At 51.0% G+C, this 21,862-nt stretch carries 23 protein-coding genes; 11 read left to right on the forward strand and 12 right to left on the reverse strand.

Annotated elements, in window-relative coordinates; genetic code table 11:
- Window positions 1-4: 4 nt before the first annotated feature.
- Complete coding sequence (gene punR, locus HGO41_RS19430) at window positions 5-910, forward strand: DNA-binding transcriptional activator PunR (protein ID WP_250981319.1); 906 nt, start codon at window positions 5-7, stop codon at window positions 908-910.
- 36 nt (window positions 911-946) lie between these two features.
- Here the strand turns inward: punR and purR are convergent, their stop codons facing one another.
- Window positions 947-1,972, reverse strand: coding sequence for an HTH-type transcriptional repressor PurR (gene purR / locus HGO41_RS19435; RefSeq protein WP_013576086.1), 1,026 nt, complete (start codon window positions 1,970-1,972; stop codon window positions 947-949).
- Between the two features lie 334 nt (window positions 1,973-2,306).
- On the opposite strand from purR, the gene cydH reads away from it, so the two are divergent.
- Window positions 2,307-2,396, forward strand: coding sequence for a cytochrome bd-I oxidase subunit CydH (cydH, locus tag HGO41_RS25770; protein ID WP_122095584.1), 90 nt, complete (start codon window positions 2,307-2,309; stop codon window positions 2,394-2,396).
- Window positions 2,397-2,561: 165 nt separating this feature from the next.
- Here the strand turns inward: cydH and HGO41_RS19440 are convergent, their stop codons facing one another.
- The gene (locus tag HGO41_RS19440; RefSeq protein ID WP_112152179.1) at window positions 2,562-3,461 is read right to left on the reverse strand and encodes a C40 family peptidase; all 900 of its coding nucleotides are present in this window, start codon (window positions 3,459-3,461) and stop codon (window positions 2,562-2,564) included.
- A gap of 462 nt (window positions 3,462-3,923) precedes the next feature.
- Here HGO41_RS19440 and HGO41_RS19445 point away from each other — a divergent pair, with 462 nt between their 5' ends.
- Window positions 3,924-4,283 carry a Grx4 family monothiol glutaredoxin gene (locus HGO41_RS19445; RefSeq protein WP_013576083.1) on the forward strand — a complete coding sequence of 120 codons (360 nt, stop codon included), beginning with the start codon at window positions 3,924-3,926 and terminating at the stop codon, window positions 4,281-4,283.
- Between the two features lie 75 nt (window positions 4,284-4,358).
- On the opposite strand, the gene rnt is transcribed toward HGO41_RS19445, so the two are convergent.
- From rnt to HGO41_RS19460, 3 genes are all read right to left on the reverse strand, one after another.
- Window positions 4,359-5,075, reverse strand: a complete 717-nt coding sequence (gene rnt, locus HGO41_RS19450; protein WP_013576082.1) for a ribonuclease T — start codon at window positions 5,073-5,075, stop codon at window positions 4,359-4,361.
- Between the two features lie 92 nt (window positions 5,076-5,167).
- On the reverse strand, window positions 5,168-5,575 hold the full coding sequence (gloA, locus tag HGO41_RS19455; RefSeq protein ID WP_013576081.1) for a lactoylglutathione lyase: 408 nt from the start codon (window positions 5,573-5,575) through the stop codon (window positions 5,168-5,170).
- A gap of 161 nt (window positions 5,576-5,736) precedes the next feature.
- A complete protein-coding gene (locus HGO41_RS19460) occupies window positions 5,737-6,834 on the reverse strand; it encodes an alkene reductase (protein WP_037035300.1) in 1,098 nt (365 codons plus the stop codon).
- 406 nt (window positions 6,835-7,240) lie between these two features.
- Here HGO41_RS19460 and HGO41_RS19465 point away from each other — a divergent pair, with 406 nt between their 5' ends.
- Window positions 7,241-7,480: a DUF1289 domain-containing protein gene (locus HGO41_RS19465; RefSeq protein ID WP_013576079.1), complete on the forward strand. Its 240-nt coding sequence runs from the start codon at window positions 7,241-7,243 to the stop codon at window positions 7,478-7,480.
- A 129-nt stretch (window positions 7,481-7,609) separates the two neighbouring features.
- Complete coding sequence (locus HGO41_RS19470) at window positions 7,610-8,506, forward strand: aldo/keto reductase (RefSeq protein WP_250981320.1); 897 nt, start codon at window positions 7,610-7,612, stop codon at window positions 8,504-8,506.
- A 5-nt stretch (window positions 8,507-8,511) separates the two neighbouring features.
- On the opposite strand, the gene HGO41_RS19475 is transcribed toward HGO41_RS19470, so the two are convergent.
- From HGO41_RS19475 to HGO41_RS19485, 3 genes are read right to left on the reverse strand one after another with little or no spacing between them, the layout of a single operon-like run.
- A complete protein-coding gene (locus tag HGO41_RS19475) occupies window positions 8,512-10,563 on the reverse strand; it encodes an FUSC family protein (RefSeq protein ID WP_250981321.1) in 2,052 nt (683 codons plus the stop codon).
- Window positions 10,564-10,572: 9 nt separating this feature from the next.
- Window positions 10,573-11,430, reverse strand: a complete 858-nt coding sequence (locus tag HGO41_RS19480) for an efflux RND transporter periplasmic adaptor subunit (RefSeq protein WP_013576076.1) — start codon at window positions 11,428-11,430, stop codon at window positions 10,573-10,575.
- Window position 11,431: 1 nt separating this feature from the next.
- On the reverse strand, window positions 11,432-11,656 hold the full coding sequence (locus HGO41_RS19485; RefSeq protein ID WP_015690122.1) for a DUF1656 domain-containing protein: 225 nt from the start codon (window positions 11,654-11,656) through the stop codon (window positions 11,432-11,434).
- 194 nt (window positions 11,657-11,850) lie between these two features.
- Between HGO41_RS19485 and slyA the strand changes: the two genes are divergently transcribed.
- On the forward strand, window positions 11,851-12,285 hold the full coding sequence (gene slyA / locus HGO41_RS19490) for a transcriptional regulator SlyA (protein ID WP_013576074.1): 435 nt from the start codon (window positions 11,851-11,853) through the stop codon (window positions 12,283-12,285).
- Window positions 12,286-12,396: 111 nt separating this feature from the next.
- Here slyA and HGO41_RS19495 read toward each other — a convergent pair whose 3' ends face one another.
- Window positions 12,397-12,867 carry an outer membrane lipoprotein gene (locus tag HGO41_RS19495; protein ID WP_013576073.1) on the reverse strand — a complete coding sequence of 157 codons (471 nt, stop codon included), beginning with the start codon at window positions 12,865-12,867 and terminating at the stop codon, window positions 12,397-12,399.
- A 397-nt stretch (window positions 12,868-13,264) separates the two neighbouring features.
- Here HGO41_RS19495 and anmK point away from each other — a divergent pair, with 397 nt between their 5' ends.
- The 5 genes from anmK (at window position 13,265) to pdxY (ending at window position 17,974) form a co-directional block, all read left to right on the forward strand.
- Window positions 13,265-14,383 carry an anhydro-N-acetylmuramic acid kinase gene (gene anmK, locus HGO41_RS19500; RefSeq protein WP_015690121.1) on the forward strand — a complete coding sequence of 373 codons (1,119 nt, stop codon included), beginning with the start codon at window positions 13,265-13,267 and terminating at the stop codon, window positions 14,381-14,383.
- Window positions 14,384-14,467: 84 nt separating this feature from the next.
- A complete protein-coding gene (locus HGO41_RS19505) occupies window positions 14,468-14,779 on the forward strand; it encodes an MliC family protein (protein WP_015690120.1) in 312 nt (103 codons plus the stop codon).
- A gap of 128 nt (window positions 14,780-14,907) precedes the next feature.
- Window positions 14,908-15,573, forward strand: coding sequence for a pyridoxamine 5'-phosphate oxidase (pdxH, locus tag HGO41_RS19510; RefSeq protein WP_013576070.1), 666 nt, complete (start codon window positions 14,908-14,910; stop codon window positions 15,571-15,573).
- A gap of 162 nt (window positions 15,574-15,735) precedes the next feature.
- Window positions 15,736-17,010, forward strand: a complete 1,275-nt coding sequence (tyrS, locus tag HGO41_RS19515; protein WP_013576069.1) for a tyrosine--tRNA ligase — start codon at window positions 15,736-15,738, stop codon at window positions 17,008-17,010.
- A gap of 103 nt (window positions 17,011-17,113) precedes the next feature.
- Window positions 17,114-17,974: a pyridoxal kinase PdxY gene (gene pdxY, locus HGO41_RS19520; RefSeq protein WP_037035268.1), complete on the forward strand. Its 861-nt coding sequence runs from the start codon at window positions 17,114-17,116 to the stop codon at window positions 17,972-17,974.
- A 92-nt stretch (window positions 17,975-18,066) separates the two neighbouring features.
- Here the strand turns inward: pdxY and gstA are convergent, their stop codons facing one another.
- The 3 genes from gstA to HGO41_RS19535 form a co-directional block, all read right to left on the reverse strand.
- Entirely contained in the window at window positions 18,067-18,672 is a 606-nt protein-coding gene (gene gstA / locus HGO41_RS19525; protein WP_013576067.1) for a glutathione transferase GstA, read from the reverse strand.
- A gap of 173 nt (window positions 18,673-18,845) precedes the next feature.
- Window positions 18,846-19,712 (reverse strand): 4-hydroxy-tetrahydrodipicolinate synthase, encoded by an 867-nt coding sequence (gene dapA / locus HGO41_RS19530; protein ID WP_013576066.1) that lies wholly within the window; start codon window positions 19,710-19,712, stop codon window positions 18,846-18,848.
- Window positions 19,713-19,836: 124 nt separating this feature from the next.
- On the reverse strand, window positions 19,837-21,510 hold the full coding sequence (locus HGO41_RS19535; RefSeq protein ID WP_015690118.1) for a putative bifunctional diguanylate cyclase/phosphodiesterase: 1,674 nt from the start codon (window positions 21,508-21,510) through the stop codon (window positions 19,837-19,839).
- Window positions 21,511-21,862 lie beyond the last annotated feature (352 nt).

Below are 21,862 nucleotides of genomic sequence, written 5' to 3' on the forward strand. Positions count from 1 at the left end.
AATTATGTGGTCAGAATACGCCCTTGAAGTGGTAGATGCCGTGGCAAGAACAGGTAGTTTTAGTGCGGCAGCGCAAGATTTGCACCGCGTGCCTTCTGCTATCAGCTATACCGTCCGTCAGCTTGAGCAGTGGCTGGCCGTGCCGTTGTTTGAGCGTCGCCATCGTGACGTGGTACTGACGCCTGCGGGAAAGGTTTTTGTCGATGAAGCGCGGATTCTGACAAAAAAAATGATAGCCACGCGCCGGCAGTGTCAGCAGGTGGCGAACGGCTGGCGCGGCGAATTACGTGTGGCGGTTGACCGGATTGTAAAACCCGCACGGACACGGCGTCTGGTGCTCGATTTCTACCGCCATTTTGCGGACACCGAACTCATTATTCACTCAGAAGTGTTTAATGGTGTCTGGGATGCGCTGGTTGACGGGCGGGCAGACGTGGCGATCGGTGCTACACGCGCGGTACCGGTTGGCGGGGGCTTCAGTTTTCGTGACATGGGATTTATGGACTGGCATTGCGTCGTCAGCCCGCAACATCTGCTGGCTCAGTTATCCGGCGCGCTGAATGATGATGAGTTGCGGCCTTATCCTGCACTCTGTCTGGAAGACACCTCCCGGACATTGCCTAAGCGGGATACATGGACGCTTGATAACCAGCGGCGGCTGGTCGTGCCAGACTGGACCTGTGCGCTGGAATGCCTGACCGAAGGCTTATGCGTGGGTATGATGCCGGTTCATCGCGTCACGCCGTGGATAGAACAGAAAAAGTTGCAGGTGCTGACGCTGGAAAATACGTTTCCCGACAGCCCGTGTTGCCTGACGTGGGATCAAAGCAATCCGTCACCCTCGCTGGCCTGGTTGCTGGAATATATGGGCGATACAGAAACCATGAATCAGGAATGGCTGCGTGATTAGAAAAAAACGCCTGCATCTGCAGGCGTTCGATATCTGTTAACGGCGGTAATCGCGGTACGGACCATCGGCTACGGAACGGCGTTCGACCAGTTTCGGATGCACCTCAATGGTCTGAGACTCTTCACGCTTACTGACAATTCTGTCCAGCAACATGGTAAAGGCCATTTCACCCAGACGTTCTTTCGGCTGATGCACGGTTGTCAGCGCGGGGGAGAAGTAACGGGCGTTACGCACATTGTCGTAACCGATCACGGAAATATCCTGAGGAACGCGCAGGCCCAGTTCGTCTGCGGCACAGATTGCGCCCATTGCCATCACATCGCCACCACAGAATACGGCAGTCGGGCGGTGCTTCTGCATCAGAATTTTATGCATCGCCTGATAGCCCGATTCCGGCTCGAAATCGCCCTGAACCACCCATTCGTCACGCAGCGGAATATTGGCTTCAGTCAGTGCTTTCACAAAACCCTGGAAGCGGCCACCGCCGGTATTACGTGCCAGTTGGCCCGGGATCACCCCAATATCACGATGACCGCGTTCAATCAGATAACGCCCGGCCATGTAACCCCCTTCGAAAGCATTATCAATAATGCTGTCGGTGAAGTTCTTACGCGCTTCGCCCCAGTCCATGACCACCATTGGGATCGAACGGTGCTCCTCGAGCATATTGAGCAACTCATCAGGATATTCCGCGCACATCACCAGCAAGCCATCGACGCGTTTTTGCGCCAGCATTTGCAGGTAGGCTTGTTGTTTTTCCAGATTATTATGCGAGTTACACAAAATCAGCGTATAGCCTTTGGAGAAGCAGCTGTTTTCTACGGCTTCAATCACTTCGGCAAAATAGGGCGCTTCGCTGGAGGTGGCAAGCAGACCGATCGTTTTGGTGTTATTGACCTTCAGACTGCGGGCTACAGCACTCGGCGAGTAATGTAACTCTTTGATTGCAAGGAGAACCGCTTCTTTGGTTTCTTCGGCGACGAAACGTGTTTTATTGATGACGTGCGACACGGTTGTAGTGGAAACGCCAGCGCGCTTTGCGACATCTTTAATCGTTGCCATGTAAACAATGACTCCTGAACTCACGTGTTTCAGCACGTTAGCATTATGTTAATCGTTTGCTTGCGTGGATCTCACTGCTGGCTTCTAAAAGGGCAGTGAAATCGTTGGGTGGATTCTTCAGAATGAGGCGTGAAATGCTCTCGGGTGAAATCAACCGGCACACAGGCGTGTTAACCGACAATTTTCTCTTATAATGCAGGAAAGTGGAAGTAAAATTCTCAGGGATACATTGTCATTCAGCACAAGATTTTAAATGTTAATTATGCGAAAATGCGCTGGCACACAATTAGTGTGGCTTAAAAAATGCCACAATTTGATCCGAAAGGGGGGTTTGATGGACAGCAACCTGAAATTATCGTTGATCACCACGGTATGCGCTTTGCTTATGATTATCGCTTTCAGCTTCACTGCGGTGATGAACTGATTCAGTAAGTGAACCGCTATAAAAAAGGGCGATTCCTGTTACAGGAATCGCCCTTTTCAATTTTACGCAGTGGCCGTTACCGCCGATACTCTTCCCTGCAGAAACTCTTCGTTAAATGCTATTCAATGGCTGATTAGCGAAACTTCAGACTTAACGAATTGTTTATTATCGGATCGTTTTCGGCGTCATTACCCGGCGTGCACCCACATAATGATCTTGCCAGTAATCGTCGCCGAGAGAGGTGATTTTAATGTCTTCGCCCGTTCTTGGAGACTGAATAAACTTGCCGTTCCCCACGTAAACACCAACATGGTCTGCAGCGCCGCGGTTATTGATTCTGAAGAACACCAGATCACCGCTTTCAAGTTCGCCGCGTTTGACCGGAGCCGCATCGCGCAGGTGATACATTTCATTCGCTGTGCGTGGCATTTTAATACGGATCAAATCTTTGTAGGCGTAATAGACTAAGCCGCTGCAATCAAAACCGGTATTCGGCGAGGTTCCGCCCCAGCGATATGGTTTTCCTACCTGATGCATCAGTTTGGTCATCGCCGTTTGCTGGGCATGCTGATAGCGTTTTTTATGCGTTGCACTTAGCGTAATCGGTTTGCTGTCTTCTTCGGGCTTTTTACCTTTACGGTGCCGGCCATACGCTTCTTTTTTACTGACCCTTTCCGTGCTGTTTTTCGCGAGTGAACGGGTTTTGGCGTGTTTCTCTGTTTTGCTTTCGGCCCGCGTGGTCTTCAGTGTCTTTTCTTTTTTACTTTCGGCCCGGGTCGTTTTGACACTTTTCTCCGTCGTGGTCTTTCGTTTAGCCAGTTCGGTACTTTTAACTTTCTTCTTCGAATTCTTGTCCTGAATTTTTTGTTCTGTCACTGGCGCGATTTTAGTTTTTTTACTGGTTTTCGCGGCCACCGTTTTTCGCTTTCGCCGTTCTTCAGGTGCAGCCTGATTAACATGGCTTTTACGCTGATCGGCAGAAACACGTGTCTGCGGCGATGCATGTGCCATATTCAGAAATAGCTGGGTAAAGAGCAGCACAAAAAGCGTGAACAGTAAGCGCATAGCTTCGTTACCATGAGTGGTAGGTTAAACATCAGGGATGTCAGAGTATTGCCTAAAAGAACCTGACAAAAAAGCACGAATTGACTCGATTCTAGATCATATTGTGAGAAAAAGTTAATGGCTTTTTTTATGTCGAAATAACCGCCATTTTTAGTCAAAAAAATAACCACTTTTCATGGTGTTAATATTTGAGTTAAAGAATGGAATTTTGCAAATCTGGCGTTATCGGTGAACGCCAAAAATGTTATTCTCAATGAATGTTTAAAGATGTGAGCCTGAGCGCACACATTAAAGATTGTTAAACAAAATGCCAGTATTGAGAAAGACCCCACAAAAAATGGCGTTTTTATCTGATGGCTGCCATCGTTACAATAGAAGGTATTGTGATTGCGCACCGTCTCTTTATGCTGCGCGTGAAGAGTAATGATCGTGACAGCCTGTACCGGCTTGAGGAAGCAAGAAATGACCACTCCAACAATTGAAAAAATTCAGAAGCAAGTTTCTGAAAACCCGATTCTGCTGTACATGAAAGGTTCGCCAAAACTGCCAAGCTGCGGTTTCTCCGCTCAGGCTGTTCAGGCGCTTTCAGCCTGTGGCGAGCGTTTCGCTTACGTGGATATCCTGCAGAACCCGGACATCCGTGCTGAGATGCCAAAATTTGCTAACTGGCCAACGTTCCCGCAACTGTGGGTTGACGGTGAACTGGTTGGCGGCTGCGACATCGTGGTTGAGATGTTCCAGCGCGGTGAACTGCAGCAGTTGATCAAAGAAACCGCTGAGAAATACAAATCTTCTGAAGAGAGTAATACGACAGAAGACTAACGGTTTTTCGGCCGGAAAGTAAAAAGAGCGACATGATGTCGCTCTTTTTTTGTCTTCAGTTCGGTGCAAAAGTTGTTATTGCTGATTTTCTTCCGATGCTGTTTCGTCTTCGACTTCTTCGTCTGAAAGCGCCAGAGGCCAGCCTCCTAAGCGTTTCCAGCGGTTGACCAGCTCGCAGAACAACTCGGCTGTGCGCTCGGTGTCATACAACGCAGAATGTGCCTGGCTGCTGTCAAAGACGATGCCCGCGCTGATACAGGCTTTTGCCAGCACCGTTTGCCCAAGCACCAGCCCGCTTAATGCGGCGGTATCAAACGTGGCAAAAGGGTGGAACGGATTACGTTTCAGTCCGGCACGTTCAGCCGCTGCCATCAGGAAGCTGTGATCAAAATTGGCGTTGTGCGCCACGATGATCGCGCGGTTACAGTTTTGCTCTTTCATCCCTTTACGGATGACTTTGAAAATCTCGTGCAGGGCTTCATATTCACTGACTGCACCGCGTAACGGATTGGTCGGATCGATACCGTTAAACGCCAGGGCTTCCGGCACCAGTATCGCGCCTTCAAAGGGCTCGACGTGGAAATGCACGGTCTCATCGCTTTGCAGCCAGCCGTCCTCATCCATCTTCAGGGTGATGGCTGCAATTTCCAGCAGCGCATCGGTTTTGGCATTAAATCCGGCGGTTTCTACGTCGATAACCACGGGATAAAAACCACGAAAACGGCCTCTCAGGGCGTTAATGTCACTATTCTCGGCCATTAGTTTCTTATCTTCATCGAATTCAGCACGCATTATGGCAAATTTTGCCGCCACTTGCAGGGTTGTGGCAAAAATGGGTCAATAAAAAAGGGCGCGATTGCGCCCCTGTCAGTGTTCGGGGAAGATTAATTCCCCAGCCCCTGACCTGCGTGTTTGGATTCGATCAGCTCGATTTTATAGCCGTCCGGATCTTCTACAAACGCGATAATGGTAGATCCGCCTTTGACCGGGCCGGCTTCACGGGTCACTTTCCCGCCTGCATTACGGATGTCATCACAGGTTTGCGCGACGTTATCAACGCCCAATGCGATATGACCGTAAGCCGTGCCGATGTCATAGCTGTCGACGCCCCAGTTATAGGTCAGTTCGATCACTGCACCTTCACTTTCTTCGGTATAACCGACGAAAGCCAGAGAGTATTTATATTCAGTGTTTTCGCTGGTACGCAGCAAACGCATACCTAAAACATCGGTATAGAAGCTGATAGCACGTTGCAGATCGCCAACGCGAAGCATGGTGTGGAGTAAACGCATAGGTTCCTCTTTATTTGCAGGATGAGAGTTAACGGGTCAAGCCTAACTGATAGCCGCCGTTTTGTCTGTATTACGGCGACGGCTTGTTGAATGACTGACCAAAAAAAACAGCAGAAGGAGGGCCTCTTCTGCTGCAAGAAGTGAATCACTCTTTTTAATTATTACAGTGTCGGATAATCGGTATAGCCTTGCGCACCGCCGCCGTAGAAAGTTTCCGGTTTGGGTTCGTTGAGAGGCGCATGAGATTTCAGGCGCTCAACCAGATCAGGGTTCGCGATATAGCTGCGGCCAAATGCCACGGCATCGATATAACCTTTTTCGATCAGTTCTTCGCCTTTTTCTGCGGTGTAAGCACCAGCCCCCACAATCACACCCTGATAATGCGCACGGATCACCGCCCGGAATTCTGTGGAGTAAGGTTTGCCGCCAGCCCAGTCCGGTTCGGAGATATGCAGGTAAGCGAGTTTGCGCTTGTTCAGTTCATCGAGCAGGTAGATAGCCGCCTGTTCCTGATCTTCGCCGTTATCCAGCCCGTTGAAGGGACCCATTGGCGAAATGCGGATGCCCACACGTTCAGCGCCAATAGCCCCGATGGCAGCATCAACCACTTCCAGCGTCAGACGGGTACGGTTTTCAATGCTGCCGCCGTATTCATCTTCACGCAGGTTGGACGCCGGAGACATAAACTGATGCAGCAGATAGCCGTGCGCGGCATGCAGTTCGATGTAATCGAAACCAGCTTCGGCGGAGCAGGCGGCAGCATGACGGAAATCATTCACGATCCCCGGAATTTCGCTGAGCGCTAAGGCGCGCGGTGTCGGGCAATCGACACGAATGGCGTGACCTTGCTCATCACGCAAGCTGGTCCGCGTGTTCGGGTTGACGGCCGAAGGCGCGACCGGTGTCTGGTTGTCAGGCTGAACGCTGTTATGCGAGATACGTCCGGTGTGCCACAGCTGAACCGCAATGCGCCCGTCTTTCTGATGTACGCCGTCCACGATTTTTTTCCATGCAGCGACTTGTTCCGGCGTATGCAGGCCAGGTGCGCCGGCATACCCTTTCGCCTGGAATGAAACCTGAGTGGCTTCAGTAATGATCAGGCCAGAACTGTGGCGCTGTGCGTAATATTCGCCCATGAGCGGTGTAGGGATGTCACCCGGTTCGATGCTGCGCAGACGGGTAAGCGGTGCCATAAAGACACGGTTAGACAACGTGTTTTTACCGACAACAATGGGGGTGAAAAGCTTGGTCATTTCAATAACTCCGACGTTAATGGACTGATCGGTAAGACGTTCATGGATAACTTTCACGTCAAACGACCCTTTCTTAATGCCACCTTTCTATCGCATCTGACCTGTTTGTGACTACGCGCACGGTGCTTTTTCACCAAACGCATCCTGATTTCAGGTTTGCATCCATACTTTAAGGGCAAAAAAGATTGAAAAAGAGCCGGCGGGTGCCGGCTGAGGTGAGGGCAAACCTCTGTTTTCTTGGTGAGGGCTTGCGAAACAGTAGGGCCATTTTCCGACAGGTGAAAACGGCTAAACGGACGGTAGCAGATCTGTGTTGCAGATATTTGAAGAATGAAACACAAGACGTAAATTACCTTGCGGGATAGCAGGAAAGCGTCTTGAATAAATGTTCACCATGATTTGCGGAGGGTGTGTGGCTCAGCAGCTCGAATTTTTTGACATCCCCAGTCCATGCCGTGGCATTTGTCAGGCTGATGAACGCGGTTATTGCCGTGGCTGCCTGCGCAGTCGCGAGGAGCGTTTCGGCTGGATAAAAATGACTGACACAGAAAAACGCCATGTGCTGCGGTTATGTCAGCAACGCCTGCTGCGCCAGCAACGTGCAGGAAAACAGCCGGACGAACCCTTGCCGCAGCAACCGGAGTTGTTCTGATTTCACCTGTCATTTATCGCCATCGTGACGGCGGTCCGCTTCCTGACAATTCTTGCTCGTCGCATCAATACAGCACCACGGGCGTTGTGTATTCTGTGGGTCGAAAATCGAAAATATAAGGGATTCACAATGGAAGCACACACCCCGATTTCTCCGCAAGGGCCGGTATTTTCAACGCTGATTTGTGGTTACTGGCGGCTGATGGAATGGAACATGACGCCGCAACAGGTTCTGGCGTTCATGGAACAGCACATTGAAATGGGCATTACGACAGTCGATCATGCAGATATTTATGGCGGCTATCAGTGCGAAGCGGCATTTGGTGAGGCGTTGCGTCTTAACCCCTCTTTGCGCGAAAAAATGCAACTGGTCAGTAAATGCGGCATCGCCACCACGGCAGATCCCGACAACAAAATCGGTCATTACATTACGGATATGCAGTACATTGTGGATCGTGCGGAGCAATCACTGCGCAATCTGCGTACCGATTATCTGGATTTATTGCTGATCCACCGCCCGGATCCGCTGATGGATGCCGATGAAGTCGCTGAGGCGTTCACGCGGTTGCATAAATGCGGCAAAGTAAAACATTTCGGTGTGTCCAACTTCACCCCGGCACAGTTCAGCTTGTTGCAATCGCGTCTGCCATTTTCGCTGGTGACCAATCAGCTAGAAATTTCCCCCATTCATCAGCCCGCCATTCTTGACGGCACGTTGGATCTTTGCCAGCAACTGCGTATCAAACCGATGGCGTGGTCCTGTCTGGGGGGCGGTCGTCTGTTCAGCGATACAGAATTCCAGCCGCTGCGTGATGAACTTCAGACTGTGGCGAATGAAATTGGCGCAGACACTATTGAACAGGTGGTCTACGCCTGGGTCACGCGGCTGCCGTCTCAGCCGTTGCCGATTATCGGCTCGGGCAAAATCGGGCGCGTGCAGTCAGCGCTGAAGTCATTGTCTCTGGAAATGACCCGTCAGCAATGGTTCCGCATTCGTAAAGCCGCATTAGGATTTGATGTACCTTAATGTTTTCACGCGGGTTGTGTGGCGCTGACCGCGGGATCCGCCGGGCCATCTTCTGTTGAGATGGCCTGCTGCAATTGTGACAGCGAGCAGTATAAACGCCAGATCACGCCTGCCAGTTCACGCGCTGCAGGTTCCGGATGGTGAGCCAGTGAATTGCTCATCCGCATTAACTCAATCAACGTGGCGTCCAGATTTTCATGGCTGACGCCGCGCTCCGTCATTACCCCTTTCAGACAATGAATACACACATCCCGCACCGCAGACAGCGGATCCGAGCGGGTTTCCCATTCGCGTAACTGCCAGACAATATGGCTGCAATTAAGCAGCACCACACCCCAGCGTAATAACCAGGTTCGGGAGAGGTGATCTTTACTTTGATTGAGCTGATTCATCCGGTGATAAATCAGGGATTCAAACTGGAAATGGCTCAGCGAGGGGTTACGGCTAAGCTGATCCATAAAATCACGACGCAGGGCGCGGATAATGCGACGGCTTTTGCGCTTATCAGAGCTGGGCCTTAACACCTGAAAGGCAATTCCGGCCAACATCACACCGGCAATTTTCGCTACGCCGTCATTCATAAAAGACTGATAGTCGTAATCCGGCGGATTCGTGACGGCTAAAAAAGATCCCATAAACACAATCATTTGCCCCCATAAACCGGCGTAACTTTTGTATTGTAGTTTCATCATCTGCATCGTTACTAACATCGGCAGGAAGAAAGCGCAGAACACCCAGAAATTGTCGATTTGGACCATCAGCCCAAATTTCAGCAGGAAACAGCCGACAAACAGTAACCCCAATGATTTTATTAACAGCGTGATACTGCTGATCGGCGAGGCCGTGGAAGAATAAAGCACGCAACTGACAGCCGTCAGTGCCACCGCACCGGCACCTGAATCCCACTGCGTCGTCATCCAGAAGGCGCAACCGATCACAATACACAAAAATGTCCGCAGCCCGTTGTACGCGGCCTCAAGGGTATCGGTGTGCTGGGCAAGATGGCTGATTTTCGGTGGCTGGAGAGTGTCGGCTTTGGCTGCGTTGGCATTTTCCACCCGCTGCAACCAACGTTCACTGCGAAGATATAGCCAGCAAAAATCGCGTAAACGGTGCCAGAAAGCCTGATGGCGGAAATCAGACGTATCCTGTGGCTGAATATGCAGCAGAATTCTGGACAGCTTGAATTTATCCGTGTCCGGCTTACGCAGTTCATCAAGCAAAACGACCAGTACCTCTTGTAAGTTTTCCGGGGGATTGGGCCAGTTCAGCAGCATCCGGCGCAGGCTGGAAATGTAGCTGGTCATGCGTAATTGCTGATGCAGTAAATAATTAACGACATTATTTTGGCGACGCAGGCGGTAATGGCTCCAGAATGCCTGGATACGCAGAAGATTCATGGTCAGGATCTGGCCGATCAATCCTTCGTGCGACGTTCTGATCTGATCTGAAATTTCCGTACGCCACAACAATTGCGCATGTTCCAGCAACCGGGTATGCATTTTGCGCAGCGAGGTGAGCAGGGCATCACTGTCGGACGTACTGGGCAGCACCATCATCATAAAACCACCGCACAAAATACCGGTGATGACTTCGCCGACACGCGCCTGTGCGATATCAAAAATCTGTGTCGCATCGGTGACGTCTACGGTGGAGAACGCAATGATTGCCGCCGTGTAACCTGCCAGGGCAAACGCATAAGAGACGTTGTTCTGATAATGGTTGGAGACGTAGGTACAAATCCCCAGCCATGCGGCAATGGCAAAAGTGAAGAGCCAGGGCTCATTCAGACAATGTCCGGCAATAAACACCGCGCCCACGGCACCCAGCAGGCTGCCCATAATTCGCCCGATACTTTTACTGATACCGCCGCCGACGGTGGGGAAACTCACCACCGCTGCCGAGGTCAGGGCCCAGTAAGGCTCGTCCATCTGAAATTCAAAAGCGATATAAAGCGCCAGTATCATCGCGATGGAATTGCGCAGGGCGTAGCGCCATTGTCCCCAACTGGCCTTTCCCCACGGAGTATTTTTCCATTCGAGCCAGGAAAGATTCACTGCGCCACCTTAATTACGGATTGCGATTGTGCAGGTGGTTCCGGCAACCAGCACCACGTGTTCCGGCACATTCTCAAGCTGAATACGCACCGGCACGCGCTGGGCCAGACGTACCCACGGCACATTGGGTTTCACATTCATCAGCAAATCTTCCGGGGCATCGAGGCTCTGGTCATAAATAGCCCGGCCAATACTTTCGACCCGACCCTGCAACGGAATATTGCCGTTAAATAGTGTGATATCCGCCATGTTGCCTTCGCGAATATTTTTGAGTTTGGTTTCTTCGAAATATCCCAGAATGTAGAAAGAATGAATATCCACCAGCCCGACCAGCGGTGTCCCGGACGTGGCATAGTTTCCACGGCGAGTTTGCAGATTGGTGATATAACCATCAGTCGGCGCAACAATTGTGGTTTTACTTAGATTCCATTTGGCCTGTTCTAATGATGCCTGTGCCGCCTGATAGGCCGCCTGCATAGCTTTGGCGCTGATATTGGATTCATCGAGGGATTCGGCGGAAATAACATTGGTACCCAGCCCTCTGCGGCGCCGGGCTTCGTGACTGGCTTTGGCTAAATCAGCCGCGGCTTTCGCTACCGCAGCTTCGGCATTATCAACAGCGATTTTAAAAGGCACCGGATCCAGACTGAAAAGCGGGTCTCCGCTTTTAACAAACTGGTTATCATGGATATTTATTTCAATAATGCGCCCCGAAACTTCCGGCGTGATATTGACAATCTCGGCGCGCACTTTGCCGTCCCGGGTCCAGGGCGATTGCATATAATAATTCCACATCCACCAGCCTGCACAAATTGCGACCGCGAAAACCAGCACGGTAGAGAAATATTTGAGTGTCTTAAATTTCATTTCAGAGGTTCACCATAAGCATCAGTGCGGCACAAATAGAGATCACAAAAAGAGATAAATCCATCAGGGTGGGATGCCAGACTTCACCGGAATAAATCCAATCACGCAGCACGCGATGTATCAAAAGCCAGAATACGAATCCCAGTAAAAATGCTTTGAACATCGGGGGGAAATAAAGTGAGGCACCCAGGACCAGATCCGGTAGCGGGAAGCCTGAGTGAAACATTTGCGCATTCACAATATTAATCTCTGCCAGTGATTGTGTTATAAACAAGCTTAACTTTGGAAGCAGAGACTCTGCTTCCGGATGCAATCGTACCTACTATTATATATAGAATTGTAATTTCTCGATTAATGTTCCTAAAACTAAGCTAAACTCTGGGGAGTTATCTTAGCATGCTAATTATAAGGAGGGGATAATTGGAATCGAATCTGGGGTCAGATCTAGCACGATTAGTTCGTGCCTGGCGTGCGTTGATTGACGATCGGTTAAAACCGTTGGAACTCACGCAAACACATTGGGTAACACTTCATAATATCAATATGTTACCTCCGGAGCAGTCTCAGATTCAGCTGGCGAAAGCCATCGGGATTGAGCAACCGTCTCTGGTTCGTACGCTTGATCAACTGGAAGAAAAGAAGCTGATCACCCGTCAGACTTGTGCGAGCGATCGCCGTGCTAAGCGCATCAAGCTGACTGAAGAAGCCGCACCGATCATTAATGAAATGGAATCAGTTATTGATTGCACGCGTAAAGAGATTTTGTCCGGCATGTCTTCTTCTGAAATCGAACAACTGGGCGGGATGTTGTCCCGGCTGGAAAAAAATATTGCTTCCCTGCAAAGCAAATCATAAAAATCGACTTTTATTACGTCACACAGCGTTGCTTTTGATCCGACAGAAAAGAATTACCCATAAAAAAACCGAAGCCACTGGCTTCGGTTTTTTGCGTTGAGATCGGGAAAATCAGGCGCCAGGGGACACAGTAATTGTGCTACCGCTGCTGGCCATGCTCACACGCTGGCCGACGCTGAATTTGGTTGCTCCGACTTTCTGAACCACCTGAATGGTTGTACCGTCATCACGACGAATTTGCAGTTCTACGCCGTTTGAACGGTTAAGCGAACTTTGCACACCCTGACCTGCAACGCCACCTGCGACTGCACCTGCAGCGGTTGCCAGACTACGTCCGGTACCCCCACCGACGGTATTCCCCAGGAAACCACCCAATACCGCACCACCAAGTGCGCCGACGATGTTTGCATCATCTCCGCCCTGGATTTGTACTGCACGGGTAGACACGATGGTGCCGTAGGTCACTTGCTGAATTTGCTTCGCCTGGGATGCGGAGTAAACATCGCCAGACAGAGAGTTATCGCTGACGCAGCCAGCAAGGGAAACACCGGCAAGGGCGACGACGAGTAAACGCTTAATCATAAATAGCTCCTTTATTATGCTGCTGCATACGTTTGAGAGTAGCGGCACCAACAGAGAAAAAACAGTGCACAAGTTCAACATCAGTGTCGAAGGTGTCATATAACATACTTGTTTCACTTCCACCTAGTATACAGAAGGCGTGCTCAACTAATAATAAACGCAGGTTTACGTTTTAGACAGCAAAGTGCGCAATCAAAAATACGGGTATCCGATGTTGTTATTGGTGGTTTTTACAACACGGCTATTTTCAGGAATAAAAAACGTAACAAGAAAAACACGAAGTCATCACACCATGTAATAAAAAATCAGTAACTCATGGCGTTGCCCTTCAAATACCGATTACTCTGTGGTGATTACTTTTTCTGACGAGTTTCCTGGAGAGTTAAGGATGTTATCTATGAAGTCAGGTCGCTATATCGGTGTGATGTCCGGCACCAGTCTCGACGGTGTTGATGTCGTACTGGCCGCCATTGATGAGCACATGGTCGCGCAGCAAGCCAGCTATTCACATCCTATTCCTCTGGCTTTGAAAAATGCGATCCTCGGGATGTGTCAGGGCCAACAGGTGACGCTTGAACAGGTCGGGACGCTTGATACTCAGCTGGGTATTTTGTTCGGTGAGGCCGTATTAGGTTTGTTGAAAAATGCCAATATCTCCCCTGACGAAGTGACCGCCATTGGCTGCCACGGGCAAACTGTCTGGCACCAGCCGAAAGGTGACACGACATTTTCTATGCAGCTGGGTGATAACAACCGCATTGCGGCCATGACCGGCATTACCACCGTGGGCGATTTCCGTCGCCGGGATATGGCCTGGGGCGGGCAGGGCGCGCCGCTGGTGCCTGCTTTCCATCAGGCATTGCTGGCTGATCCGGCCGAGCGCCGTATGATCCTCAATATTGGCGGCATCGCGAATCTTTCAATGCTGCTGCCGGGCCAGCCGGTGCGTGGTTACGATACCGGTCCGGGAAATATGTTGATGGATGCGTGGGTCTGGCGTCATCTGGCACAGCCATATGATAAAGGGGCTGAATGGGCAAATCAGGGGCGGGTGAACTTACGTTTGCTCCAGCAGATGCTGTCTGATCCTTACTTTGCCGAACCGGCACCGAAAAGTACCGGGCGTGAATATTTCAATATGGCGTGGCTGGAAAAGCAACTGGCGCGTGCTCCTGAAATCTCCCCGCCGGATGTGCAGGCGACGCTGGCTGAACTGACCGCAGTAAGCATCGCCGAGCAAGTGCAACTGGCTGGCGGATGCGACCGGCTGATGGTGTGTGGCGGCGGGGCGCGCAATCCGTTACTGATGGCGCGACTCTCAGCCATGTTGCCGGGCACGGAAGTTTGCACCACGGATGCCTGCGGTATCAGCGGTGATGACATGGAAGCACTGGCGTTTGCCTGGCTGGCATTCCGCACGTTATCCGGTCAGCCGGGCAATTTGCCGTCGGTTACCGGTGCAAGTCGTGAAACTCTGCTCGGCGCAATTTATCCGGTTGTTTCAACCCGTTCCTGATGCGTTCTCGGTTTTATCTCAATGTGCTGCGCCTGCGGGCGTGGTACATAAAAGAGATAATTGAAGACCATCAGGGAGCACCGAATGAAAAAGGCGATTATCGCTACGTTAGCAGGATTCACACTGGCAGGATGCAGTCAGTTCAGCCACCAGACCGAAAGTCCGACAGAAGAATTACACTACCAGTGCGGTACCTTACCGCTGACGGTCACGCTGGATAAACCGGCGCAGCAGGTCAGTATGGTTCTCGATGGTGAACAGCTGAAACTGAAACAGATTGAGTCCGCTTCTGGCACCCAATACAGCGATGGTCATTACACGTTCTGGTCTAAAGGTAATCAGGCCTTTGTGCAGCGTGGTGAGAACGTCATTATCGACGACTGCGTCCAAAAATAACCCCCCTTCATACTTCGAGTTGCAGATGCGCTGGCTGCGTTTACTCCGCGCCGCGTCAGGAACATTGAGATCCTGACGCGGCGGGTGCACAATGCGCTTACCTTCCTTAGATACGCAACTTAATCCATATGTCTGATAACAAAGAGTTTGATATTGCGGACTCGCGCCGCGAATACACCCGTGGCGGGCTGCGTCGTGCTGATTTAACCCCTGAGCCGCTGCCTTTGTTTGAACACTGGCTGAAACAGGCCTGTGACGCCCGTCTGGCTGACCCGACGGCGATGGTGGTGGCGACGGTTGATGAGCGCGGACAGCCTTTCCAGCGCATTGTGCTGCTTAAGCACTACGACGAAAAGGGGCTGGTGTTTTACACCAATCTGGGGAGTCGCAAGGCGCAGCAACTGGCAAACAACTCACGCATCAGCCTGTTGTTTCCGTGGCACATGCTGGACCGGCAGGTGATTGTGCTCGGTCAGGCAGAACGTCTCTCTACGCTGGAAGTCATGAAATACTTCACCAGCCGCCCGAAAGATAGCCAGATCGGCGCATGGGTTTCGCAGCAGTCCAGCCGAATTTCGGCACGCGGCGTGCTCGAAAGCAAATTCCTCGAACTGAAACAGAAATTCAGCAATGGCGAAGTGCCGCTGCCAAGTTTCTGGGGCGGTTTCCGCGTCAAAGTGGATTCGATGGAGTTCTGGCAGGGCGGTGAACATCGTCTGCACGATCGGTTCATTTACCAGCGTGACGAAGCAGAGCCTCAAACTGGCTGGAAAATAGACCGCCTCGCCCCCTGACCACGAAAAAATACGCGATTTCCTAGCGCTCGGACGACGGGCGCTTTATTCTATGTCGTTCCCCGTAAAGGTGAGAGAAAAGGCACATGCACGGCATGATGTCAGACATGAATCTGCACACATTCAGTACATATTTCTGAGTACAAACAAACGGAGTCTTTGATGGCGAGCAGCAACCTGATTAAACAATTGCAAGAGCGGGGCCTCATTGCCCAGGTGACGGATGAAGAAGCGTTAGCAGAGCGACTGGCGCAAGGGCCAATTGCACTCTATTGCGGTTTCGATCCTACCGCAGACAGCTTGCATTTGGGACATCTGGTGCCTTTGCTTTGCCTGAAACGCTTTCAGCTGAACGGGCACAAGCCAGTGGCTCTGGTGGGTGGCGCAACCGGTCTGATCGGCGATCCGAGCTTTAAAGCCACGGAGCGCAAGCTGAACACCAATGAAACCGTGAATGAATGGGTTGAGAAAATCCGCCAGCAGGTTTCGCCGTTCCTGGATTTCAGCTGTGGCGAAAACAGCGCTATCACCGCCAATAACTATGACTGGTTCGGCAGCATGAACGTGCTGACTTTCCTGCGTGATATCGGTAAGCACTTCTCTGTTAACCAGATGATCAATAAAGAAGCGGTGAAACAGCGTCTGAACCGTGATGACAGTGGTATCTCCTTCACTGAATTCTCTTACAACCTGTTGCAGGGTTACGATTTTGCCTCCCTCTACGATCTGCACAAAGTTGAGCTGCAAATCGGCGGTTCGGACCAATGGGGTAACATTACGTCAGGTATCGATCTGACCCGTCGTCTGCATCAGAAACAGGTGTTTGGCCTGACCGTTCCGTTGATCACCAAATCTGACGGCACTAAATTTGGTAAAACTGAAGGTGGCGCAGTCTGGCTGGATCCGAAGAAAACCAGCCCGTACAAATTCTACCAGTTCTGGATCAACACGGCGGATGCTGACGTTTACCGCTTCCTGAAATTCTTCACCTTCATGAGCATTGAAGACATCAATGCGCTGGAAGAAGAAGACAAAACCAGCGGTAAAGCGCCACGCGCACAGTACGTTCTGGCTGAGGAAGTCACCGGTATGGTTCATGGTGCAGAAGGTCTGGCGGCCGCAAAACGCATTACGCAGAGCCTGTTCTCCGGTTCCCTGAGCGAGATGACAGAGGTCGATTTCGGCCAGCTTGCGCAGGATGGCCTGGAACTGTTTGAAGTGCCTCGTGATACGGATCTGCAACAGGCGCTGGTTATCGCCGGTATGGCACCGTCGAAAGGCCAGGCGCGTACCATGATTTCCTCTAACGCGGTTTCTGTAAATGGCGAAAAACAGACGGATACAGAATACAGCTTCGCTGACAGTGATCGTCTGTTTGGCCGTTATACCTTGCTGCGTCGCGGTAAAAAGAACTATACGCTGTTGCTCTGGGCATAAGTTTTAGGCCGGTAGGACGGGGGGCTGCAAGGTCTCCCGTTTTTGTTCCCTGATATCAGTAATCCCGCCATCTCCCCGATGACGTTGCAATCGGAAATTCTTCATGAAAAGCATTCTTTCTATCCAGTCACACACAGTTTTTGGACACGCGGGTAACAGCGCGGCGGAATTCCCTATGCGTCGTATGGGCGCAAACGTTTGGCCGCTGAATACTGTTCAGTTTTCCAATCACACTCAGTACGGACACTGGACCGGCTGCGTGATGCCTGCAGCACATCTGACTGAAATTGCGCAGGGAATTGCGGAAATTGATCGTCTGAAGGATTGCGACGCGGTGCTGAGTGGCTATATCGGTTCGCCGGAGCAAGGGCAAAGTATTCTGGAGATTGTTCGTCGGGTGAAAGCTGCGAATCCCGATGCCTGGTATTTTTGCGATCCGGTCATGGGACATCCTGAAAAAGGCTGTATCGTGGCGCCGGGCGTTGCTGAGTTCCATTGCAACCAGGCGCTGGTTAACTGTGACATTATCGCGCCGAATCTGCTGGAGCTTGAACTGCTGAGCGGTCACGCCGTGGCAAGCGTTGAAGAAGCCGTCGCCACTGCGCGGGAGCTGATCAGCAAAGGCCCGAAAATTGTGCTGGTGAAGCACCTGAGCCGCGCTGGTTATCACAGTGACCGTTTTGAAATGCTGCTGGTTACTGCGAGTGAAGCGTGGCACATCGACCGTCCGCTGGTTGATTTCGGTGTCCGTCAGCCGGTTGGCGTGGGTGACCTGACCAGCGGTTTATTGCTGGTGAATTTGCTCAAGGGTGAAGCACTGGATAAAGCGCTTGAGCACGTGACCGCTGCAGTTTATGAAGTCATGCTGGCGACGCATGCGATGGGTGAATACGAGCTGCAAATCGTGGCAGCGCAGGACAAAATGGTCAAACCTGAGCATCATTTCCCGGCGGTAAAACTGTAATCACTGCCTGAATACCTTTTTTCCTGAATAGAAAAACGCCCCGCGCTGTAGCTGCCGGGGCGTTTTTGTTGGCGCTCACACCACGAAAGCGGTTATTTCAGACCTTCAGCCGACAGAGCCGCATCAACAGCCGGGCGTGCGGCAACGCGGTCAAGGTAGGCGTTCAGTTCCGTCAGTGCGCTCAGATCAAATTTCAGTGCCTTCGCCCAACCCATCACGGTAAACAGGTAAGCATCTGCCACGCTGAAACGCGTACCCAGCAGGAAATGATTGTCTTTGAGGGCGGTATTCACGTAAGCAAATTTTTTGCTCAGTGCTTCGCGGGTTAATGTCTTGAACTCTTCGGGGGCTTTCGGATTAAACAATGGCGAGAAACCTTTATGCAGCTCAGTTGCAATGTAGTTCAGCCATTCCAGCGCGTGATAACGGGCCAGCGTGCCTTGTTCCGGCATCAGCTGACGGTCTGGTTTCTGGTCTGCCAGATACTGCACGATAGCCACGCCTTCGGTCAGAATACTGCCATCATTGAGTAACAGCGTAGGGATCTGCCCCTTGGGGTTCACTGCGAGGAAGTCATCACCGGTTTCTGTTTTCTTGGTCGCCAGATCAACCTTCTCAATGCTGAAGTCCAGACCCGCTTCACGCAGGATGATATGAGGGGAAAGGGAACAGGCTCCGGGTTTATAATACAGTTTCATAAACACTCCATTGGATGAGCAACCCGCCGGACCCCGCGAGACATTACCGTTTCACAGGGTGGCGATAGGGCTATATAAAAACTGCTTCTATCCTAGAACTGGCGGGAGCAAAAGTCAGTGTTTTAATTGTGACAGTGCGTCCGGTTACTCATATTCTGATCAAACATACGCTCTCAGCGCGAGTGCTGGTTCAGGAGGCCACGCACGGCCAGTTCAACGTTTTCCGGCGCGGGCAGCATAGGAGAACGCAGCTCGTTATCCATCAAGCCGTCCAGCGATAACGCAAACTTAATGGCCGCCGGATTCGGGGCAGAAAACATCAGACGAATCATTGGCAGTAAGCCAAAGAAGGTTTTACGTGCGGCAACGATATCCTGCTCTTTGAACTGTTTAATCAGTTGAACAAACTCTTCCGTGAAAATATGCGACGAGGCAGCAATCGCCCCTTTACCGCCCAGGCTCAGGGTTGAAAATATCTGCACGTCTTCGCCACACAGTACGTCGAGTTCGCCGTCAGCAATCAGTGAAAGCGTCAGGTCTATGCTGCCTCCGCAATCTTTTACGGCGGTAATGCGCGGATGTTTTGCCAGCTGACGGAATGTGTCCAGCTCCATCTGTACGCCAGTACGATAAGGAATATTGTAAAGCACCACCGGCACCGTGGCGTGATCTGCAATTTCCGTAAACCAGGCGACCAGTGCGGCCTGAGAAGGGCGGATGTAGTAAGGCGCGGGGATCAGCAAACCGGCAACAGGACGGTGTAAAATCGCATCCTGCATTTCACGGATAACCGGCATATGCGTGCCTGACAGCCCCATGATCACCTGATGACCCGGTACCACTTCCAGCACAGCATCCAGAACCTGCAGTTGTTCTTCTTTGGTGAGCATCGGGGCTTCACCGGTCGTACCACAGACGACGACGCCGTCAATGCCCCGTTTGAGCAGCCGGGTGCACAATGATTTCAGTGCAGTAAAGTCGATCTCACCCTGATGAAAAGGCGTGACCAGCGGGACCCAGATACCTGAAAACGATGACATGATGTAGTTCCTTAAACGGCGTGATTTATCAGCCTCGGATCATGTCAGTAAAACAGGGACGAGCGCCAATTGAATGAATTAATAAGGTGTTTTGAGTTATCTATGGTGCTTATAAATAGATGGTTTACGTACTGGATAACATGTCCATTTCATTGCTCAGTAACGTGTTTAACACTTCTACCGGTACGGGGCGCGAGAACAGATAGCCCTGGAGGTGCGAGCAACCTGCTGATACTAAGAAAGTTTTTTGCAACTGATTTTCAACGCCTTCTGCAATGACGTTGAGATGCATTTTATTGCCAAGCTGAGACACTGCAGAAACAATCGCGGCGGTATCATTCACTTCTGTGACGTACTGCACAAACGAACGGTCAATTTTCACGCTGTCTACCGAGATATCTTTTAGCAAACTGAGGCTGGAATAACCGGTACCAAAATCGTCGAGCGAAATTTTAACCCCGACCTGACGTAATTTAGCGAGATGGCTGAGGCTGATCCCGTTGGCGTTCATCACTGAGGTTTCGGTCAGTTCAAGTTCGAGCCGTGAAGGCGGGAAATCTTCCTCTGCCAGAACCGCCAGAATACGCGGTCCGAAATCCGGTTCACCGAGTTGAACCGCAGAAACGTTGATCGCCAGATTGAGCCGTTCAAAATTCCTGATATCCCGACACGCCTGCCGCAGAACAATTTCACCGAGCTGAATAACCAGTCCGGTCTCTTCGGCCAGGGCGATAAATTGTACCGGCGAGACTTGTCCGAGCACGCCGTGGTTCCAGCGTGCCAGCGCTTCAACGCAAACGACTTTCTCATCGTGGCTGCGTAAAATAGGCTGATAAACACAGGTCAGATCACCTTCTTTGGCCAGTGATTCCGCCAGCGCTTTCACCATAATGCGTTTACTGACGCTGCTGGCATCGAGCAATTCAGAATAAAACGAGAACATATTTTTGCCGCGCTGCTTGGCTTCCAGCAGCGCCGTATTCCCGCGGCGCATGATCTCGCCGGCGGTAATATTCTCTGCACCAAACATCACGATGCCGAATGAAATCGTAATCATCGGATTAGCCCGCGTCAGCGTAAACGGCTGGCGCATCATCACCAGTATTTCCAGCGCCAGATTATTGGCCATTTCACTGGTCGGATTATTGCGCAGGATAATCGAGAATTCATCGCCGCCGATGCGCGAAACTGTTCCGCTGTTGCCGACTTCATTACGCAGACGCTGGCCGAATTCGCAGAGAATGGCATCGCCCGCCTGATAGCCGTATGTGTCGTTGATGTAATTGAAATCGTTGAGATTCAACAAGAAGAGGGCGCAGGGGTCAGGGCGATACATGCGCCGGGCGGCAATCTGGCTAAGTTCTTCACTCAATGCCGTCCGGTTCGGCAAGCCGGTTAATACGTCATGACGGGCAAGGTAGCGGATCTGCGCTTCTGAACTGCGCAAAAGCGAAATATCCATAATAGAGGTCAGAATGAAATGCCGTGTCTCCAGCGTGACGCGGGATTTACGTACCAGCACATTGCGCCGCTTACCTGACGGGTCAACCAGCGTTTCTTCGTTGACCGTTTTCTCTCCGGTTTCCAGAACTTCAATATCGCGCTCACGCTGCCGGGCAGATTGTTCAGGATCTGTGAAAAAAGAAACATCCTGACCAATCAATTCTTCCCGTGGACGTCCATAAAATTCGCTGGCTTTCTGATTAAGGAATACCAGTTTACGCTCATTATCTTTAAGGACTGTCGCTTCGGGAAGAGCATCAAGAACTGCCTGGCATATCGCAATATCTGTAAGCATGAGTTAAATACCCCGAGCAGAAAATGAGTGTGATGTGGCACAGTTTGTTAGCCAGTAAACTCATCAGATTGTTTTTGCAATTATTACTCACAATCGGATGAGAATATTACCGTTGTTTTTAAATTTTAAAATTCAATCGGTTATCACGCCCTAAGTAAGGTATTCGATATATTATTCGGGTGAATAACGATCAACTCAGTTCAATGCGGTTTTTACCGGCGAATTTTGCCCGATACAAAGCATGATCTGCCTGGATTAATAAGGGCGAGACCGAATGACCTGCCCCCAGGATTAGATACAACCGTCAGTTAGTAATGTCGGTTTGTTTACCTTCACATTTTCCATTTCGCCA

The organism is Rahnella sp. CG8 (assembly GCF_023701875.1).
GTDB classification, from domain to species: domain Bacteria; phylum Pseudomonadota; class Gammaproteobacteria; order Enterobacterales; family Enterobacteriaceae; genus Rahnella; species Rahnella aceris.

Coding starts and splice junctions, on each gene's coding strand:
- dapA (WP_013576066.1), bottom strand. CDS start 19,712: ATGTCATCGTTTTCAGGTATCTGGGTCCCGCTGGTCACGCCTTTTCAT.
- HGO41_RS19485 (WP_015690122.1), bottom strand. CDS start 11,656: ATGTTTCACTCAGGCTTCCCGCTACCGGATCTGGTCCTGGGTGCCTCA.
- pdxH (WP_013576070.1), top strand. CDS start 14,908: ATGTCTGATAACAAAGAGTTTGATATTGCGGACTCGCGCCGCGAATAC.
- anmK (WP_015690121.1), top strand. CDS start 13,265: ATGAAGTCAGGTCGCTATATCGGTGTGATGTCCGGCACCAGTCTCGAC.
- HGO41_RS19470 (WP_250981320.1), top strand. CDS start 7,610: ATGGAAGCACACACCCCGATTTCTCCGCAAGGGCCGGTATTTTCAACG.
- HGO41_RS19445 (WP_013576083.1), top strand. CDS start 3,924: ATGACCACTCCAACAATTGAAAAAATTCAGAAGCAAGTTTCTGAAAAC.
- pdxY (WP_037035268.1), top strand. CDS start 17,114: ATGAAAAGCATTCTTTCTATCCAGTCACACACAGTTTTTGGACACGCG.
- tyrS (WP_013576069.1), top strand. CDS start 15,736: ATGGCGAGCAGCAACCTGATTAAACAATTGCAAGAGCGGGGCCTCATT.
- rnt (WP_013576082.1), bottom strand. CDS start 5,075: ATGCGTGCTGAATTCGATGAAGATAAGAAACTAATGGCCGAGAATAGT.
- HGO41_RS19495 (WP_013576073.1), bottom strand. CDS start 12,867: ATGATTAAGCGTTTACTCGTCGTCGCCCTTGCCGGTGTTTCCCTTGCT.
- HGO41_RS19535 (WP_015690118.1), bottom strand. CDS start 21,510: ATGCTTACAGATATTGCGATATGCCAGGCAGTTCTTGATGCTCTTCCC.
- punR (WP_250981319.1), top strand. CDS start 5: ATGTGGTCAGAATACGCCCTTGAAGTGGTAGATGCCGTGGCAAGAACA.
- gloA (WP_013576081.1), bottom strand. CDS start 5,575: ATGCGTTTACTCCACACCATGCTTCGCGTTGGCGATCTGCAACGTGCT.
- gstA (WP_013576067.1), bottom strand. CDS start 18,672: ATGAAACTGTATTATAAACCCGGAGCCTGTTCCCTTTCCCCTCATATC.
- HGO41_RS19505 (WP_015690120.1), top strand. CDS start 14,468: ATGAAAAAGGCGATTATCGCTACGTTAGCAGGATTCACACTGGCAGGA.
- HGO41_RS19480 (WP_013576076.1), bottom strand. CDS start 11,430: ATGAAATTTAAGACACTCAAATATTTCTCTACCGTGCTGGTTTTCGCG.
- cydH (WP_122095584.1), top strand. CDS start 2,307: ATGGACAGCAACCTGAAATTATCGTTGATCACCACGGTATGCGCTTTG.
- HGO41_RS19440 (WP_112152179.1), bottom strand. CDS start 3,461: ATGCGCTTACTGTTCACGCTTTTTGTGCTGCTCTTTACCCAGCTATTT.
- purR (WP_013576086.1), bottom strand. CDS start 1,972: ATGGCAACGATTAAAGATGTCGCAAAGCGCGCTGGCGTTTCCACTACA.